At 53.0% G+C, this 17,397-nt stretch carries 15 protein-coding genes and 1 pseudogene; all 16 read right to left on the reverse strand.

The features are described 5' to 3' along the window. Positions 1-1,395: an undecaprenyl-phosphate glucose phosphotransferase gene (gene wcaJ, locus B9P82_RS04805; RefSeq protein WP_016156914.1), complete on the reverse strand. Its 1,395-nt coding sequence runs from the start codon at positions 1,393-1,395 to the stop codon at positions 1-3. A gap of 54 nt (positions 1,396-1,449) precedes the next feature. Beyond that, complete coding sequence (gene cpsG, locus B9P82_RS04810; RefSeq protein ID WP_101700042.1) at positions 1,450-2,820, reverse strand: colanic acid biosynthesis phosphomannomutase CpsG; 1,371 nt, start codon at positions 2,818-2,820, stop codon at positions 1,450-1,452. A gap of 127 nt (positions 2,821-2,947) precedes the next feature. Further along, entirely contained in the window at positions 2,948-4,384 is a 1,437-nt protein-coding gene (cpsB, locus tag B9P82_RS04815) for a mannose-1-phosphate guanyltransferase (protein ID WP_053388855.1), read from the reverse strand. Further along, the gene (wcaI, locus tag B9P82_RS04820; protein ID WP_101700043.1) at positions 4,384-5,610 is read right to left on the reverse strand and encodes a colanic acid biosynthesis fucosyltransferase WcaI; all 1,227 of its coding nucleotides are present in this window, start codon (positions 5,608-5,610) and stop codon (positions 4,384-4,386) included. The genes cpsB and wcaI overlap by 1 nt, the downstream gene beginning before the upstream one ends. Then, positions 5,607-6,086 carry a GDP-mannose mannosyl hydrolase gene (locus B9P82_RS04825; RefSeq protein ID WP_095715410.1) on the reverse strand — a complete coding sequence of 160 codons (480 nt, stop codon included), beginning with the start codon at positions 6,084-6,086 and terminating at the stop codon, positions 5,607-5,609. The genes wcaI and B9P82_RS04825 overlap by 4 nt, the downstream gene beginning before the upstream one ends. A gap of 2 nt (positions 6,087-6,088) precedes the next feature. Continuing rightward, on the reverse strand, positions 6,089-7,054 hold the full coding sequence (locus B9P82_RS04830; protein ID WP_065554137.1) for a GDP-L-fucose synthase: 966 nt from the start codon (positions 7,052-7,054) through the stop codon (positions 6,089-6,091). Between the two features lie 2 nt (positions 7,055-7,056). Next, a pseudogene (gmd, locus tag B9P82_RS04835) lies at positions 7,057-8,177 on the reverse strand (GDP-mannose 4,6-dehydratase). A 24-nt stretch (positions 8,178-8,201) separates the two neighbouring features. After that, positions 8,202-8,756, reverse strand: a complete 555-nt coding sequence (gene wcaF / locus B9P82_RS04840; protein WP_016153587.1) for a colanic acid biosynthesis acetyltransferase WcaF — start codon at positions 8,754-8,756, stop codon at positions 8,202-8,204. A gap of 9 nt (positions 8,757-8,765) precedes the next feature. Then, on the reverse strand, positions 8,766-9,512 hold the full coding sequence (gene wcaE / locus B9P82_RS04845; RefSeq protein WP_101700044.1) for a colanic acid biosynthesis glycosyltransferase WcaE: 747 nt from the start codon (positions 9,510-9,512) through the stop codon (positions 8,766-8,768). A 5-nt stretch (positions 9,513-9,517) separates the two neighbouring features. Then, complete coding sequence (gene wcaD / locus B9P82_RS04850) at positions 9,518-10,735, reverse strand: colanic acid polymerase WcaD (protein ID WP_101700045.1); 1,218 nt, start codon at positions 10,733-10,735, stop codon at positions 9,518-9,520. Further along, on the reverse strand, positions 10,710-11,927 hold the full coding sequence (wcaC, locus tag B9P82_RS04855) for a colanic acid biosynthesis glycosyltransferase WcaC (protein WP_101700046.1): 1,218 nt from the start codon (positions 11,925-11,927) through the stop codon (positions 10,710-10,712). The genes wcaD and wcaC overlap by 26 nt, the downstream gene beginning before the upstream one ends. Then, positions 11,924-12,412 (reverse strand): colanic acid biosynthesis acetyltransferase WcaB, encoded by a 489-nt coding sequence (gene wcaB / locus B9P82_RS04860; protein ID WP_016156923.1) that lies wholly within the window; start codon positions 12,410-12,412, stop codon positions 11,924-11,926. The genes wcaC and wcaB overlap by 4 nt, the downstream gene beginning before the upstream one ends. Positions 12,413-12,414: 2 nt before the next feature. After that, a complete protein-coding gene (wcaA, locus tag B9P82_RS04865) occupies positions 12,415-13,257 on the reverse strand; it encodes a colanic acid biosynthesis glycosyltransferase WcaA (protein WP_016153592.1) in 843 nt (280 codons plus the stop codon). 120 nt (positions 13,258-13,377) lie between these two features. Then, the gene (gene wzc / locus B9P82_RS04870) at positions 13,378-15,540 is read right to left on the reverse strand and encodes a tyrosine-protein kinase Wzc (protein WP_101700047.1); all 2,163 of its coding nucleotides are present in this window, start codon (positions 15,538-15,540) and stop codon (positions 13,378-13,380) included. After that, on the reverse strand, positions 15,537-15,986 hold the full coding sequence (wzb, locus tag B9P82_RS04875) for a low molecular weight protein-tyrosine-phosphatase Wzb (protein ID WP_016156925.1): 450 nt from the start codon (positions 15,984-15,986) through the stop codon (positions 15,537-15,539). The genes wzc and wzb overlap by 4 nt, the downstream gene beginning before the upstream one ends. A 5-nt stretch (positions 15,987-15,991) precedes the next feature. Beyond that, positions 15,992-17,131, reverse strand: a complete 1,140-nt coding sequence (locus B9P82_RS04880) for a polysaccharide export protein (protein WP_029139591.1) — start codon at positions 17,129-17,131, stop codon at positions 15,992-15,994. Positions 17,132-17,397: the final 266 nt, after the last annotated feature.

Here is a 17,397-nt window from a genome sequence, read left to right on the forward strand (position 1 = left end):
TTAATACGCCGCTTTGTTCACAAAGCCTTTGAATACCGTCAGAAAAACAATTTTGATATCGAACCACACGCTCCACTCGCGAATGTATTCGAGGTCAAACTCCACACGTTTTTCCATTTTTTCCAGCGTATCGGTTTCACCGCGCCAGCCGTTGATTTGCGCCCAGCCGGTAATGCCCGGTTTCACCTTATGGCGTAACATGTACCCCTCGATCAGTTGGCGGTACTGTTCGTTATGCGCCACCGCATGCGGACGTGGCCCGACGATAGACATACCCCCGGTCAGGACGTTAATAAACTGCGGCAGTTCATCGAGCGATGTCCGGCGCAGGAAATTTCCCACAGGGGTAACGCGCGGATCGTTTTGCGTCGCCTGCGTCACCACCGCGTCGTTCTCCATCACTTTCATCGAGCGAAATTTCCAGACTTTGATCGGCTTCCCGTCCATGCCATAGCGGGTCTGGCGGAAAATCACCGGACCTTTGGAGGTCAGTTTTACCAGCAGCGCAATACCACACAGCACCGGGGAAATAAGCAGCAGGATCAGTGAAGCCAGCACGATATCTTCCGCGCGCTTTAACAGGCGATTAATCCCCGAGAGCGGCGTGTCATACAGCGGTACGACCGGAACGCCGTTCATCTCTTCAATCCGTGAATGCAGGATGTTGAAGGTAAAGACATCAGGAATGAGGATCACCGAGCAGGTGGTGTCGGCCAACTCACGCACCAGTTTTTTTACGCTGGCGCCATCGCTCATCGACATGGCGATATAAACGTTATGAATGCGTGAAGCTTTGGCGTCGTCCACCAGTTGTTGCAGATTACCGGCCCAGTCGCGGGAGTTTTTTCCAGGGATTGGGTCGTGATAGACCCCCGCCACTTCAAATCCCAGCCACGGTTCATGGCGAAAACTGTCCAGCAGCATTTGTCCGGCGGGCAGGTCGCCAGCCACCGCTACCCGGCGGGTGTTGTAACCACGATTACGCAGCCACCCCGCACCGTAGCGAATAAACGAACGACTCAACACCAGGCCGACGCTTGAAAGGAGATACCATGCCAGCCAGACGGCGAGACGATTATCGAAATCGTTATTAAAGGCGATCAGACCTGCGCTAAAAATCAGACTCAGCGTCCAGTTTTGTAGTAACAGCACCAGCTCAGTGGAAATTTTGACGCCGCGCCAGGAGCGATAAAAATCCGTTATGCCACCGAGCATCTGAAAAACGACCAGCGTGATCAGCGCCACCAGCAGGTGCATATACAGGAAAGGCAAACCGCTTAATTCGCAGATCACCCACAACCCGCCAAACATGATGGTGATATCTGAAAAGCGTTGCACCATCGAAATTAACGACGCATTGGTTTTGGCGCGTTCGCGCTTTTTTAGATGTGTCATCGTGGTTCCTGTTAGTCACCCTTTGCCCATAAGCGGGCAAAGGAAGCACCGGCATTACTGATTCAGTAACGCCAGAAGAGTGCGCGTTCGCGCTTCCATCAACGGAATATTTCCGCGCGATTCCACGTTCAGGCGCACCACCGGTTCGGTATTGGAAGAGCGTAAATTGAAGCGCCAGTCGACAAATGCCATGCTGATACCGTCCGTTCTGTCCACCGTCAGCGCCTCACGGGAAAAGTGCTGCTCCACACGCGCAATCGCTGCCGCCGGCTCTGCCAGCGTGCTGTTGATTTCCCCACTCGCCGGATAGGCCACCATCCGGTCACGGACCAGTTCACCCAGCGCCTGTCCTTTCAGACTCAGCAGTTCCGCCACCAGCAGCCAGGGGATCATTCCGCTGTCGCAATAAGCAAAATCACGGAAATAGTGATGCGCGCTCATTTCACCGCCATAAATGGCATCTTCATGGCGCATCCGCTCTTTGATAAACGCGTGCCCGGTTTTTGACATCACCGGTTTACCGCCTGCCGCCGTCACCACGTCCACAGTGTTCCAGGACAGGCGCGGGTCGTGGATAATTTTCGCCCCCGGATTCTTCTCCAGAAACGCTTCTGCCAGCAGGCCGACAATGTAGTAGCCCTCAATGAACTGACCTTTTTCATCGAACAGGAAGCAGCGGTCAAAATCACCGTCGAAGGCAATCCCCATATCCGCACCGTGTTCAATCACCGCATTGCGCGTGTCGGCCCGGCATTCCGGCAGCAGAGGGTTGGGGATACCGTTGGGGAAGTTGCCATCCGGCGTATTGTGAATTTTGATGAACTCGACCGGCACACCCAGCGCCTTAAAACGGGCTTCAATGGCGTCAACCACCGGACCTGCCGCACCGTTGCCGGAATTGAGCACCAGCTTCATCGGTTTCAGGCTGCCGGGATTGATGTAACCCAGCAGGTGGTCGATGTAGGCATCGCGGGTAGTAATACGCTGGTAGTGCCCACGTTTTGTCACATCAACCGCCGGGAAGTCGTTGGCTTCCGCCAGGCGCTGCACGTCGCGCAGACCGGTATCACCGCTGATGGGCCGCGCCCCTTCCCGCACCAGCTTCATGCCGTTGTAATCCATCGGATTATGGCTGGCGGTCACTTCAATACCGCCGTCAATGCCAAGGTGGAAGGTGGCGAAGTAAATCTCTTCGGTGCCCGACATGCCAATATCCAGCACATTCACCCCCGCATCCTGCAGCCCTTTCGCCAGCGCCAGCTTTAGCGTCTCGCTGGTCAGACGCACATCGCCGCCCAGAACGATAGATTTTGGCTTCAGGAACTCGCCGTAAGCGCGGCCAATGCGCCACGCGATCTCTTCATTCAGCTCTTCGCCCAGCCTGCCGCGAATATCGTAGGCTTTGAAACAGGTTAATTTCGTCATGATTTCCCCTTCTTCAGGCAACAGTTAGCCCTCTCCTGACTGGAGATATTTTTCCCAAAATGACTAGCCGTTAGTTTTTAGGCCGGATAAGGTGTTCACGCCGCCATCCGGCAACGATGATGTTGTGTTACGCGCGCCCGTAGCGATCCGCAAACCGCACCACATCATCCTCATCGAGGTAAGATCCGGAGCGCACTTCAATCAGATCGAGCGGGATTTTCCCGGGGTTCTCCAGACAATGGGTCGCCCCCAGCGGAATATAGACAGACTCGTTTTCCGCAAGCAGCTTGATATCATCATTGATTGTCACCTTCGCGGTACCGGCAACCACAACCCAGTGTTCAGCCCGGTGATGATGCATCTGCACAGACAATCCCTCACCAGGCTTGACGGTAATTCGCTTCACCTGGTAACGCTCTCCGGCATCAATTGAGTCGTACTTGCCCCACGGACGATAAACTTCGCGGTGAATATGATGCTCATGACGCCCGTCAGCCTTAATTTGCTCTACCACTTTTTTGACGTCCTGCACCGCGTTGCGATCGGCTATCAGCACCGCGTCTTTGGTCTGCACCACCACCAGATCTTTCACCCCGACGGTCGTCACCAGGCCGGATTCGGCATACACGTAACTGTTTTCCGTTTTGTGGCTAATGACGTCGCCGTGATGCACATTGCCTTCAGCGGTATGGGCACTAATTTCCCACAGCGATGACCAGGAGCCAACATCGCTCCAGCCTGCGTTCATTGGCATCACCACCGCATCGGCGGTACGTTCCATTACCGCATAGTCCACAGACTCTTCCGGGCAGGCGAGAAACGCCTGTTCATCAACGCGGATAAAATCGAGATCGGGGTCGACCGTGCTCATGGCGTTCTCACAGGCTTCAAGAATATCGGGACGATACTTTTTCAGTTCTTCCAGGTAACGTCCGGCCCGGAACAAGAACATGCCGCTGTTCCAGTAGTAGTCGCCGCTCGTCACGTAAGCCTGCGCGGTTTCCAGATTGGGCTTTTCAACAAACTGTGCCACCTCAAAAGCCACGGCGTCGGTATTCGTCGGCGAGACCTCCCCCCGGCGGATATAGCCATAGCCGGTTTCCGGCTGGTCCGGCACGATACCAAACGTCACCAGCTTACCCGCTCCGGCATAGGGCATCGCATTGCGAACCGCCTCGCGGAATGCCTCTTCGTTGGCAATCATGTGATCGGCCGCCAAGACCAGCAGCAGCGGATCCTCACCCGGACTTTGACGTTTTGCCGCCAGCGCGGCCAGCGCTATCGCTGGTGCCGTGTTACGCCCGGCAGGTTCGAGAATAATGTTCTCAGTCAGCTTGTGCAGCTGTCGTAGCTGTTCCGCTACGATAAAACGGTGTTGTTCATTACAGATAACCACCGGGCTTTCGCACTCCACGCCGTTCAGACGGCAAATCGTCGTCTGCAGCATGGTGAGATCGCCTTTCAGGCACAGGAACTGCTTTGGGTACAGCACGCGGGACAGTGGCCATAAACGGCTACCCGAGCCACCGGCCATCACCACCGGAAAGAGTTTGCTTTGACTCATCATGTACCCCGTATATCTGCAAGAAATTGACTCAGCACGTTTTCTTTATCCAGCGTGCGTTCGGCATAATCACGTGCCACCGTGTTTACTTTTGGCATCATCAATGCCCGTTTAATACCGCAAACCAGCGCGTTTACCGACTCCGGCTCCACGCACACCGCAATGCCAGGGTGAGCGTCACAAAGCTGACCCAGCTCGGTTTCTGGTTCGGCGGTAATAACTGCGTTACCACCAACAGCGAGGATATTGGTCAATTTGGAGGGCAGTACGGCATCAGCCGCACCACGCTTTTGCACGACCAGATGACAATCCGCAATCTTGAGCAACGCCGGCAGCGCGTCATATGATTGCAGCGGAAAGAACATCACGTTGTTCAGGCCGCGTTCGCTGGCCATGCTCTCCAGCCGCGCTTTACCACCGCCCTGCCCGACAATCACAAACAGCCAGGGGTGTTCGCTCAACTCGACCGCTGCGTCTATCACGCTCTCCAGCCCCTGCTTTTCACCGATATTGCCTGAGTAAAGAACGATCTTTTGATCGGCAGGCAATCCCAGTTGCCGGGACAACGCCTGGGCATCGGCGTCGCTCACATCACGAAAACGCGGCACTTCTGACCAGTTCGGAAAGAAAATAACCTTGTGCGGCGCAACGCCTTTTTCCATGGCTTTGTGCATCATGGAACGGGAAATCGTCGAAATATGGTCCATATTCAACAGCCCACTGCGCTCAAAGGCGCTGGCCAGTTTTGCCACCATACCGCGCGTGCCTTTGCCCGCCATTCCTAGCCCCAACATGGCATCGACTTCGTAATCCTGAACGTGCAATAGCGTACGTGCGCCACAAAGCTTTGCCAGCAGGCGCATGCCCGGCGTGCAAAACAGCGTCGGCACTACGCCGATAATGCGATCCGGCTTCCAGCGACGTTGCGCCAGTAGCGGGAAAAAACTGCTCAGGGCGAAACTGCCCAAATGCAGCAGGCGCTTGAGCGTTGAGGGTTGCTCAGGCACATACAGCGGACAACGCCAGACGAGGGCGTCGCCCTCTTCGCGACGGTAGCGCCAGGATGAATAACTGCCGTTTACCTTCCACTGGGGATAATAAGGCGGCGCGGTGATCACCCGAACGTCATGCCCCTGCTGCGCCATCCACTCCACCATTTCACCGGTGTATTTGCCGATACCGGTCAACTCCGGCGAATAGTTGATGCCATACACGAGGATCTTCATAGCCCGGGTACTCCGGCCTGACTTGTTTTACAGAAGTAAGCCCGACTGTTGTCGTGCACGTGGTCACTGACCAGAATCTGTGTAGCCGCCATCCAACGGTACGCATCATGTTGAACATCAGGCAGTTGCAAGTCGTTTTCCGACACCCGCAGACGAAATCCCAGCACGATGTAATGCGTTGAGAAATCATCCCCAGAAAAGTTGTCGTCATAGAAGTGCTGCCAGACACCGTAAAACTCCGCAGCGGACAGCGGTAAACGTAACCCCAGCTCCGCTTCAGTAAGCCGCTCAAAGGCCACGTGCAGCGCTTCATCTTTTTGCACCCGACCGCCGGGCACGAACCAGTAACCCTGCGCCGGACGATTGAGACGCTTACCGAGCAGAAATTCACCGTGGGTGTTTTCCACGATCAAATCAATGGAAATCAGCGGAGTTGAACGTACTACGGTGGCAAAATCCTCATGACGTAAAAACATGCTTACCCCCGGTAGCGCTGCTGGTTTTCAAGGAACCACTGCCAGGTACTGGCAAGCCCCGCTTCCAGTGATATCTCGTGATACCAGCCCAACTGATGCAGACGCGTAACATCGAGCAATTTGCGCGGCGTTCCATCCGGTTTGCTGGCGTCGAACACCACGCGCCCCTTGTAACCCACGACCTGCGCGATAGTTTGCGCCAGTTCGCGGATAGTGCAGTCCACGCCGGTGCCCACGTTGATATGCGACAGCATCGGCTGGGTATATTCCTGCAAGACTTCCTGAGCCAGCTCCATCACGTGGATACTGGCCGCTGCCATATCGTCAACATGCAGAAATTCACGCATTGGCGTCCCGCTTCCCCACACCACCACATCCGGCGTATTGTGCTCGCGAGCGTCATGAAAGCGGCGCAGCAGCGCCGGGATCACATGCGAATTACTCGGGTGGAAGTTGTCATGCGGCCCATACAGATTGGTCGGCATCACCGAGCGATAATCGCGGCCATACTGGCGGTTATACGATTCGCACAGCTTGATCCCGGCAATTTTGGCAATCGCATACGGCTCATTGGTCGGTTCCAGCTGCCCCTGCAACAGTTCGCTTTCGGCTATTGGCTGGGTGGCTTGCTTTGGATAAATACAGGATGATCCGAGAAACAGCAGTTTATTCACGTTATGTAAATGCGCAGCATGAATAATGTTGCTCTCAATCATCATGTTTTCATAAATAAAATCAGCAGGATAAGTATTATTCGCCACGATCCCGCCGACTTTAGCCGCCGCCAGATAAACCTGGTCAATACGTTCAGTGGCAAAGAACGCCTGCACCGCACTGGCGTCCAGCAGGTTAAGTTGGTCGCGGGTACGCAGCACCAGCTCGACATTATCTCGCTGCGACAATTGTCTGACGATGGCGGACCCCACCATCCCGCTATGGCCCGCCACAAAAATACGTTGTGTCTTCATCCTCAGTACTCCAGCGCGATGGCGACCTCGTAACCGTGCGACTTCAGCAGGGAATGCTTCTTCGCTGCTTCAAGATCGTTGGCAACCATTTCCGAGATCATCTGGCGCAACGTGATTTCCGGCTTCCAGCCCAGTTTTTCATGTGCTTTGGCCGGATCGCCCAGCAGCGTTTCCACCTCTGCCGGACGGAAATAGCGCGGATCGACGGCAATCATGACATCCCCAGGTTTCACACCCGGCGCGTCGTGTCCGGTTACGGAAACCACGATGCCTTTCTCATTCACGCCCTCGCCTTCAAAGCGCAATTTAATCCCCAACTGAGCGGCGGCCATTTCCACAAACTGGCGCACGGAATACTGCACGCCGGTGGCAATCACGAAATCTTCCGGCTTGTCCTGCTGCAGCATCATCCACTGCATCCTTACGTAATCTTTGGCATGCCCCCAGTCACGCAGCGAATCCATATTGCCCAGGTACAGGCAAGACTCCAGCCCCTGCGCGATGTTGGCGATCGCACGCGTAATTTTGCGCGTGACAAAGGTTTCGCCGCGGCCGGAGATTCGTGGTTAAACAGAATGCCGTTACAGGCATACATACCGTAAGATTCGCGGTAGTTGACGGTTATCCAGTAGGCGTACAGCTTAGCAACGGCATACGGCGAGCGCGGGTAGAACGGCGTGCTCTCTTTCTGCGGGATTTCCTGTACCAGACCGTACAGTTCAGAGGTGGAAGCCTGATAAAAACGGGTCTTCTTTTCCAGGCCGAGGAAGCGGATAGCTTCCAGCAAACGCAAGGTGCCGATAGCATCGACATCCGCGGTGTATTCCGGTGAATCAAACGACACCGCGACATGACTCATGGCGCCGAGGTTATAGACCTCATCCGGTTGCACTTCCTGTAAAATACGGGTCAGGTTGGAGGAGTCCGTCAAATCGCCATAGTGCAGATGGAATTTGGGATTGCCCGAATGCGGATCCTGATAGATGTGGTCCACTCGTTCGGTGTTGAATGATGAAGCGCGGCGCTTAATACCGTGCACTTCATACCCTTTTTCCAGCAGGAACTCTGCCAGGTAAGAACCATCCTGCCCGGTTACGCCAGTGATGAGAGCGACTTTTGACATGTTATTACCTCTTAAATGATCCCCTCAGGGAGTAACTTTCTCGACGCGTTCGCGTGTGACTATTGCGGGATTTCCCCGACAAACGACATTGGCTGGCAGCGATTTAAATACACTGCTGCGTGCTCCGACGACGGTGCCATCGCCAATCGTCACGCCAGGCGCGACAAAGACATCTGTCGCCAGCCAGCATTTATCACCAACTACAATTGGTGTGGCGTTAATATCAAAATGTTGACTGGCATAATCATGACTCCCGGTGCATAAATAACTTTTTTGCGAAATAACCGCGTGCGCACCAATCGTAATATCACCCAGCGTATATAAAACCGCGTCATCACCCACCCAGGAATAATCTCCCAGGGTTAATTTCCACGGATAAGTAATTTTTACTGAAGGTCGAATAACTACGTTTTTTCCTATTTTTGCGCCAAACATTCGCAATAAAAACGCACGCCAGCGATACATTACCTGCGGGGACCAGCGAAATAATGTGGCTTGCACTGCCCACCATAATTGCACTTTAATGGCACCGCCGCCGCGAAAACCTCCCGGCACGTTGAAGCCGCTTAAATCCTGCATAATGTACCCTTACGCTTTTCCATATAAGGTTTTTGTTTTACCGGTTGTGCGCAGACGTAAATATTCTGACAACCCGGTCCAAAAACCTGGCATGTGTAATATCTGGCGCTGTACCTTTTTTGCATCCCGGCACAATTCCAGATTATTCGTCGTTGACACCCCACCCATGGAAAACTCTGACACCAGCCCGCTCAGCTTTTTAAACGCGTAACCTGACTTGTATAATTTGGCTGCCAGTGCGTAATCAGACGATATCTTATATTGCAAATCATAGCGCCAGACATTCGGTCCAGAGAGAGGAAAGAAGATTGCCTGATGGCTGGCGGGAAGGCTGTGATAAATATACCAACCCGGCTTGGCCCGCCGCTTAATTTTGTTACCATTACCGAAATCCAGCAACGCATCGCCAATGACCATCGCTTTATCGCTCTGCGTTTTTAGCTGGCGGATAAAATGAGCCGCATCTGCATGCAGAATATCCCCGGAGTTGAGGAACAGCGCAAACCGCCCGCGCGCCATAGCGATACCTTTGTTCATTGCATCATAGATGCCCTTATCCGGCTCGCTGACAAACCGTAACCGGTGCTCTCCACTGAGTCCTTCAAGAAAGGCCGAGGTACCGTCAGAGGAGCCGCCATCAACAACAATCCACTCAAAACTGATATCACCCGCCTGCGCCAGATGAGCTAACGACGCGTGAGTTTTGACGATCCCTTCCAGATTACGAAAGGCGACGGTAATAATACTGAGCAGCATGCGTTCTACCTCGCTATATTCAGCGCCTTGCGCAAAATAAACGGACATACAATTAAAAATGCGTATTCCGGACTAAATACTGAACCTGTAAAAAACAGCGACAGCGGCGTAAAAAGATAAAGCTGCACCCGATAATTCTGATTATCACCAAACTCATTGATCATCATCTTCATGACTTTCCCCATGTACCACAGGGCTAATATCACCGCGAACCATGAAAAATAAATAATCAGCAGATACAAGCCATTGTCTATCGTTTTACCAACATCTGCACCGTTAAAAATTCCGAATGACGCAACATATTCATAAAGTGAGCCGAATCTCACTACCCCATCAACGTTAAGTAACGAATAACCGACCATTACTAATGGTCCCACGATACGATAATACGATGATGAGCCTTCAGTTCCTAAATCTCCAAGCCGTGTCGCGATGTACGGAAACGCAAATATCACACCAACGACAAACACGCTTAATGAGATTATCGCCAGCGGCAACTTCTTTTTTATCGCATCTTTATTCAGATACTGGAACGCCCACTCCAGGAGGTAAAACAAAATAAATGTCATTACCCCTGAAAACGATCCTGATAATATTATCCCTGCCAGAATCATAGCATCGGACTTAGGCGTTTTGATACCAAACTGTTTGATACTGAGCCAAATTGAGATTAACGCCAGAGCGAAGAATGCCGGTTCGAAATAGAGTGCAGTGGTGCGCTTCCCGCCAAACTTAATAAAGTTCAGAACATAGCTATTACTGTAAATAAGATATTTCGAAATAACTTCCATTAAACTGCTGCCGCCACTAAGAATTATCTGCGCCATTTCCACCGCAGCTAACCCCACCACCAGGCCCACAACCAGCCAGAAAAAACGCAAGATCTTAATGTAGTTATGCGGCGAAATGGTTTTGAAGCGAATACTCCACACCATACCGATAATCACCACGGTATAGACAAACAGCATTGCGGACGTCACGTACTTGCTGGCATCCAGTGATTGTCCGAACAGATAGTTAAACGCCGTCAGTCCGCCCCCCACGCCCAGCGCAATCATTAATTTTTTAATATTGATGCGCTCGACAAACAGCAACAGCAGAACGGGCAAGAACGTGACGATAGTTATCGGGAAGCTCTCGCCAAGCTGGGCGAGTTTGACGTTAACCAGCAGATAAAGCAGCGGTAGCACCAGATAGCTACAGATTCTGATAGAACGAGACATACTCCTCCAGCATCTGTTGTCCACTGTATGCCACCCGGCTGCGCTGGCTGAACGCGGCAAGCGACGTGTCAAATACCGCCTGCGCAATGTCTGATCTTTTCAGTTGCACCAGGTGCAAAACGTCCGCTTCGCTGAACGTTTTGCCGCCCGATTTCGCCAGCACTTCCTGCGCGGCATCGCTGTGCGTAGCAATCACCGGTACGCCGATGGAAAGCGCTTCGCACAGAATCAGCGGGTAGTTATCAACGCGCGAGCTGAACACCAGCCCATCCATCTCGTTAAGCGCGCTCATCAACGTGCGCTTATCGCTCTCAAACCCGTGATTGATGACGTTATCCCCCACAAACGGGGAAAATTTGCCGAAGGTATGCAGCTCAATTTTGTCTCCGAGCGCAATCATCGCTCGCACCAGTTGCTGACTGGTTTTACCGTCATAGCGCAGGTCATGGGCCACTACGGCGATTTTTGGTCTGCCGCTTTCCTCATGCTTAGCGGGAAGTTCGGCAAGAATGGCTTCCGTTGCCACATCGATGCCGTTGTTAATAATGCGGCAACGACCGACGCCATACAGACTGTTGAATGCATCGGCCACATGCTGACTGGGCGAGATGAACTGGCAGCCCAGCGCAAGCATGGTGCGAAACATCTGCCGTTTACCAGGCAACTGTTGATGGGCTTTATCGATTTTTACCGGCGGATAGTTACTGAGCGTTGGACATTTCTGACAGCCCGTTTTCCAGCTTTCGCAGCCATCGGTAAAGGCACAGCGCCCGGTCACGCTCCAGTGATCGTGCAGCGTCCAGACAAAGGTGATATCCGGTTTATGCGCCTTCACTTTTTGGCAAAAGGCGACCACCTCTTCCAGATTCAACCAGTAGCTGTGCAACACATGAAAATGCAGTACCAGCGGGCCGGAAGTGCGGGTAACCGTACGGTACAACTTGTCGAGATTGCCAAACATGTCGCGGTTCGCGAAACGAAACAGCGCAATGTTCGCCGCCGACGTCAGACGTGGCGTATGTTTGATAACCTGCGGGTAATTCGCATGGCTGACGCTTTTCTTACCGCCTTTGCCATAGCCGTAGACAAAACGCGATGACAGCCCTTTCTCCAGCGCCCTCAGATGCAAATCTAACGCCACGCCTGCCGCCCCGCCTTCTGCGAGCCGCACATTAAACTGTAATATCTTCATTTTATTACCTTCACCCGTGCCTTCTCGCCCACGACCAACGTATTGTCCGGGATGCTATCCACTACGACGCTCCCGGCGCCAATCGTCACGTTATCGCCAATGGCAACGCCGCCAAGCAGAGTGACATTGGCCCCCAGCTCAACGCCGTTACCGATGACCGGACAGGACAGATCGTTGCCGCCAAGATTGCCGATGGTGACGCCATGGCGCAGGGTGAAATCATCCCCCGCCACCACGTGTTTATTGATCACCACCCCATAGCCATGATGGATGGTGAAACGACGACCAATAGATGCAGCGGCCTGGATTTCATAGCCAAACACGCATTCAGTAATAAGGCGATACATCACCAGCACCGGCGCCGCCCACAGGTTGTTCAAGACATTTTTTTTACGCCAGACGGAGCAAAAATGGGCAATCCGATAGGCCACCACCATGCAGCAGGGTCGCAGACTCCAGCCGTTCGCGCGTAAATCTTCCAGCATACTTAGCGTCCTCGCAGTCCGTCGGCCAGGCGCTTACTATTGCGAACAGAAAGCAGCGTCAGCAACGTGCGCCAGTTCATCCGTTTATTGCGGATTTGGTAGAGGGTAAACAGCTGGTATTTCTTGCTGGCCCGGTCAAATTTGCCTTTGTGCTTACGGTAGAACTGAAAGTAGCCGGAGAATTTATGCGGGGATGAGGTAATACGCATTTCACCGTGATTCACATGCAGGATCTGCGTTGCCTCTTTTACCTTCCACGGTTTGCCATACGCCACCACCATACGCAGGAAAATGTCATAATCCTGCGCAGCTTTCAGCGTGGTATCGAACAGGCATGCTTTAAACCGCCAGGCCCAGGTAAACACCTGATTACCAATAATATTACGCTTATAAAATTTACGGCGTGAATAAACGGCCTTCGGATAGAGCGGCAAACTGGTCGGCTGCGAATATACTTCGCCCTCACAGACATAGTCATTGGCATACAGAAACGCCCGCGTGACCAGATGATGGCGATAATTGAGAAATACGCTCAGGCGGTTCGGCGTCCATTCATCATCATCATCAATACCCGTAATATATTGCCCACTGGCCTGCATGATGGCCTGATTACGCACCGCACAGGCTCCGGAGTTAGTGGGATTACGCGTATACGACACACGCGGATCGTTGAGCTCTTCAACAAATTGCTGCAGTTGCTCATACGAGGAAGAGCAATCATCCACAATGATCATCTCCCAGTGAGGATAGTCCTGGCGCAGTACCGATTTAATCGCCCGGATGGCCAGTTGCTGACGGTTCCAGGTGGGCATATAAATTGAAATTAGCGGGTTGTCTGTCGTCATTTTCGTTTCCCAGATATCCCCGTCATACTTCAAGTTGCATCTGCGTTGGCTTTCCTGCAACTCGAATTATTTAGGGTATAAATATGTTTTTGTGGGCCGCTATCCGGCAATGTTCGTAATCTATTTCGAATCCGAGGTGTACTCGTATTCGTAGTAACCGTAATCCTGATACCCGCTGGCGCGGCGGAAGATCGAGTTCAGGATCACCCCTTTCACCTGAATGCCGTTTTGCTCAAAGCGACTCAGGCTGGTTTCCACCTCTTTCAGCGTGTTGACCGCGTAACGCGCCACCATCAGCGTGGTTCCAGCGTGACGCCCCACGATAGCCGCGTCGGTCACCGCCAGTATTGGCGGGGTATCGATCAGCACCAGGTCATAGTGCGAGCTGGCCCATGCAATCAGTTCGCCAAAGCGTTCACTCATCAGCAGCTCGGAGGGGTTGGGGGGAATTTGTCCGCGAGGGATCAGATCAAAATGTGGAATCGATGTCGGTTTCGCGCTGGATGAGATATCCCCCTTGCCGATGAGGATCTCAGACAGACCGTTAACGTTATTGGTCCCCAGCAGCTCGTGGGTATAACCTTTGCGCATGTCGCAGTCGATCAACAGCACGCGTTTGTTGGTCTGACTAACGACCGCCGCCAGGTTGGCGCAGACAAACGTTTTACCAATTGACGGGCTGACGCCGGTCAGCATCAAGACGTTGTTGCGCGCCTGCATCATGGCAAAGTGCAGGCTGGTACGCAGGCTGCGGACCGCTTCTATCGCAAGATCCGTTGGATTCCCCACTGCCAGCAACTGGCTTTGCTTGTAGCGTTTCACGCCTTTAATGGTCTGCACGTTATCGCGTGCTTTTTGCCATTCTGATAGCGGAATGCTGGCATACACGCTGATACCATGCTCTTCCAGCGCCTGTGGGCTTTCAATGCCGCGATTAAACAGGGAACGCAGCAGTACGCCCACCACTGAAAGCATCAAACCAAGAATGATGCTACCGAGAATAATCAGCGTCGTTTTCGGCTTCAGCACGCCAGGCTGGGCAATCGCGGGATCGACGATGCGCACATCTCCGACCGTACTGGCCTCGGTAATCTTCAGCTCCTGTTGCTTGTTCAGCAGCTGCATATAGACCTGCTGGCCGGACTCCACGTCACGCGTCAGACGGACAATTTCCTGCTGCGTTTTCGGCATCGCCGTTACGCGCCCGTTCAGCTTGCTTTTCTCATCTTCCAGCGCCTGGCGTTTTTCCAGCAAGGTGCGGTACGCAGGGTGCGCTTTGGTGAACAGCTTGGAAATCTCCGCTTCTTTGAAGGTCAGCTCATTAAGCTGCGCATCAATATTCACCATGGAATCCAGCACCGCTTTGGCTTCCAGCGGCAAATCCACTGAGTCTTTGTCCTGACGAAAGGCATTCAGCTTGTTTTCGGCAACGTCCAGTCGGTTACGCACCTCGGGCAACTGCTTTGCCAGAAACGCCAGACTTTTGGCGGCCTCTTCAGATTTACGCTCCACGTTTTGTTGCAGATAGTTGCGGGTAATACTGTCAAGGATCTGGCGGATTTGCTCGCGGTCTTCGCCGGTAAAGGTCAGGCTCAGTACGCCAGTGTCTTTGCCGGTTTCCGTCACCATCAGATTATTTTGCAAGGTGTTGATCATGCCCAGCGTGGAGAATTTGCTGACGGTAAATTGGCTCTCAGGGCTGGCATGGATCGCCTCGACCAGCATCGTCACGCCGTCATGTTTCAGCACCTGCCCAACCTGCCCCTGGGCGCTAAAACCCCCGTCACTCACCAGCTGATAACTTTTGTCATTCAGCACGCTTAGCGTGAAGGTCTGTTCATTCATTGCCTTTGGCAGCGTGAAAGTCGTCACGTTAACCGTTTCGTTCTGGCGACCCATCAACCGATCCCAACCCGCGCCAAAAATGGGGAACGTATCTTTGGTAACCGCGATATCCAGATTGAGATCGTCTACCGTTTTCCCCAATACCAGCCGTGACTGGATGAGCTGAATTTCCGCTTCAGAGGCCGGAGGTTTGTTCGACAACGCCGAGCCAATATCCTGCACCAGTGAATTTCCGGTATTTTGCTCAATTTGCACCAGCGCGTCCGCACTGTAGATGGGAGTGGCAAATAGCGTGTAGACCGCTGCGCATAATGCAAATGCCGCAGTAATACCAAGCACCCACCAGCGGGCTTCCACCACCGTTGCCACCAGACGGCCAATATCAATTTCATCATTGCCCGTTACCGGCGCAGCAGACTGTTTTACTTTTTCTGTCATTGTTTTCCCTGCTCTGCGTTCAATGCCTGAGCCCATTGGCGGGCAGACCGTTCAAGTAATGCGTACACCGCGTCAAACGCATCACGGCTTTTACGATACGGATCGGGAATTTCGCGCTCGCTGTCCCAGTGACCAAACAGCATCACTTTGCCGCGCATCTCCGGCACCATTTCACATAGGGCAGAGATATGGCGTTTTTCCATGGTCAGGATAAGGTCATACTCCCGGCACATTCGTCCCGAGATCTGCCGGGCACAATGATTCTCCAGTGACAGGTTGTGCGCCTGCGCCACGCTGATGGCGCACGGGTCCGCGCCTTTGCCTACCAACGCCCCAAGGCCGGCAGAAGAGACCGTCAGCGCCGGGTGAAATTGCCTTAACAAGCGCTCTGCCGTCGGAGAGCGGCAAATGTTCCCCACACAGACAACTAAGATTTTGTTAAACATGACGATTACCAGTTGTGAAGGTCGCTGGCCGTGTCCGTCATATAGCGAACACCGCTAATAGTCGGCAGCAACTGATTGATCAAACGGTTCCAGCGAGCAACCGGCGCGGTAGTGACGTACACCACATCGTATGGCTGGAGTCGGAATGACGTCGCCATCACCAGCGATGTCGCATCGGACATATCAAGCTGATAGATATTGGCGATCTTGCCGTTGTTCCCGCCCTCGCCTTTCAATGGACGAATAACGAAAATGCCGCTGGCGTTGGAGGTGGTCAGGTCGATACCTTCCGCGTTGCCGAGTGCTTCGGTGAGCGTCATGCCGCTGAAGTCCATTTTGAGGGTGCTCTGTTTTTTCACTTCCCCCATTACGAAGACTTTCAAATCGTCATTACGCGGAACAAACAGGATGTCGCCAGGATAGAGCAGACGGTTCTGGCTCAGGTCGCCATTTTGCATTAGCGCTTGCAGTGAAATACGTTGCTCCTGACCTTTATGAGTCAGTACAACGTTGCGCCAGTCTGCCGCCTCGGTGAGACCGCCTGCGGCGTTAATGGCATCGAGAACGGTAAGCGGCACGTTGGTGATGGCCTGCTGGCCGGATTTGTTCACCTGCCCGGAGACATAGGCCTTCTGCGAACGGAAAGCGGCGATATTAACGTCCACCTGCGGGTCAGCAATGTACTTCGCTAAGCGCCCGGTAATATCACTACGAATTTCGGCCAACGTTTTCCCTGACACGCTAACTTTGCCGATGTAGGGGTAAAACATGGTGCCATCAGGCTGCACCCAGTTGCCGGCATCACTTGAGCTACGATACTGTCCGGCCGGCGTGGTGAGTTCAGGATGATCCCAGACGGTGACATTCAGGACATCGCCCGGGCCGACCCGGTACTGATACCCGGCAATCTCCTGGTCGAGAGACATATTAGGCTGCGCAACATTTGGTCGGGGACGTAATTGTTCGACCAGTCGTGGGGTGAGTGGATAAACATTCACCATGCGATCGATATCAAAATCAGCGTCCTGCTGTTTAATCACATCTTTGCCCATCGTAGACATATTGCTGCCCGGAAGCACGGTACAACCGTTTATCAAGATTACCGATACCAATACAGGCATCAATTTAAGTTTGGATTTCATCATTGATTATTTATCACTTTGGCAGAGTAATTATCATGTGCGATCTAAATAGCGACTTCGCCTGTACGCATTTACCTTGCCGTTAATTGAAAAGGAATTTAACTGGCATCTGTCCTAAAAAAAATGAATTCATCTGCGGTCTCTTGACAGAATAATTTAGGCTCGTCTCAGGCGACCAGACACGCTACCGCCCCTGGCTTCATTAGCTACCAATGCACTGATTAATTTAAATTTTTATCTTCCCCTTTATTTTCATCACATTCACAACG

Source organism: Citrobacter sp. L55 (assembly GCF_002850715.1).
Lineage (GTDB): Bacteria > Pseudomonadota > Gammaproteobacteria > Enterobacterales > Enterobacteriaceae > Citrobacter > Citrobacter braakii.

Bases quoted from the DNA above. Each gene is read 5' to 3' on its own strand.
- wcaJ (WP_016156914.1), bottom strand. From the start codon at position 1,395: ATGACACATCTAAAAAAGCGCGAACGCGCCAAAACCAATGCGTCGTTA.
- cpsG (WP_101700042.1), bottom strand. From the start codon at position 2,820: ATGACGAAATTAACCTGTTTCAAAGCCTACGATATTCGCGGCAGGCTG.
- cpsB (WP_053388855.1), bottom strand. From the start codon at position 4,384: ATGAGTCAAAGCAAACTCTTTCCGGTGGTGATGGCCGGTGGCTCGGGT.
- wcaI (WP_101700043.1), bottom strand. From the start codon at position 5,610: ATGAAGATCCTCGTGTATGGCATCAACTATTCGCCGGAGTTGACCGGT.
- B9P82_RS04825 (WP_095715410.1), bottom strand. From the start codon at position 6,086: ATGTTTTTACGTCATGAGGATTTTGCCACCGTAGTACGTTCAACTCCG.
- B9P82_RS04830 (WP_065554137.1), bottom strand. From the start codon at position 7,054: ATGAAGACACAACGTATTTTTGTGGCGGGCCATAGCGGGATGGTGGGG.
- wcaF (WP_016153587.1), bottom strand. From the start codon at position 8,756: ATGCAGGATTTAAGCGGCTTCAACGTGCCGGGAGGTTTTCGCGGCGGC.
- wcaE (WP_101700044.1), bottom strand. From the start codon at position 9,512: ATGCTGCTCAGTATTATTACCGTCGCCTTTCGTAATCTGGAAGGGATC.
- wcaD (WP_101700045.1), bottom strand. From the start codon at position 10,735: ATGTCTCGTTCTATCAGAATCTGTAGCTATCTGGTGCTACCGCTGCTT.
- wcaC (WP_101700046.1), bottom strand. From the start codon at position 11,927: ATGAAGATATTACAGTTTAATGTGCGGCTCGCAGAAGGCGGGGCGGCA.
- wcaB (WP_016156923.1), bottom strand. From the start codon at position 12,412: ATGCTGGAAGATTTACGCGCGAACGGCTGGAGTCTGCGACCCTGCTGC.
- wcaA (WP_016153592.1), bottom strand. From the start codon at position 13,257: ATGACGACAGACAACCCGCTAATTTCAATTTATATGCCCACCTGGAAC.
- wzc (WP_101700047.1), bottom strand. From the start codon at position 15,540: ATGACAGAAAAAGTAAAACAGTCTGCTGCGCCGGTAACGGGCAATGAT.
- wzb (WP_016156925.1), bottom strand. From the start codon at position 15,986: ATGTTTAACAAAATCTTAGTTGTCTGTGTGGGGAACATTTGCCGCTCT.
- B9P82_RS04880 (WP_029139591.1), bottom strand. From the start codon at position 17,131: ATGATGAAATCCAAACTTAAATTGATGCCTGTATTGGTATCGGTAATC.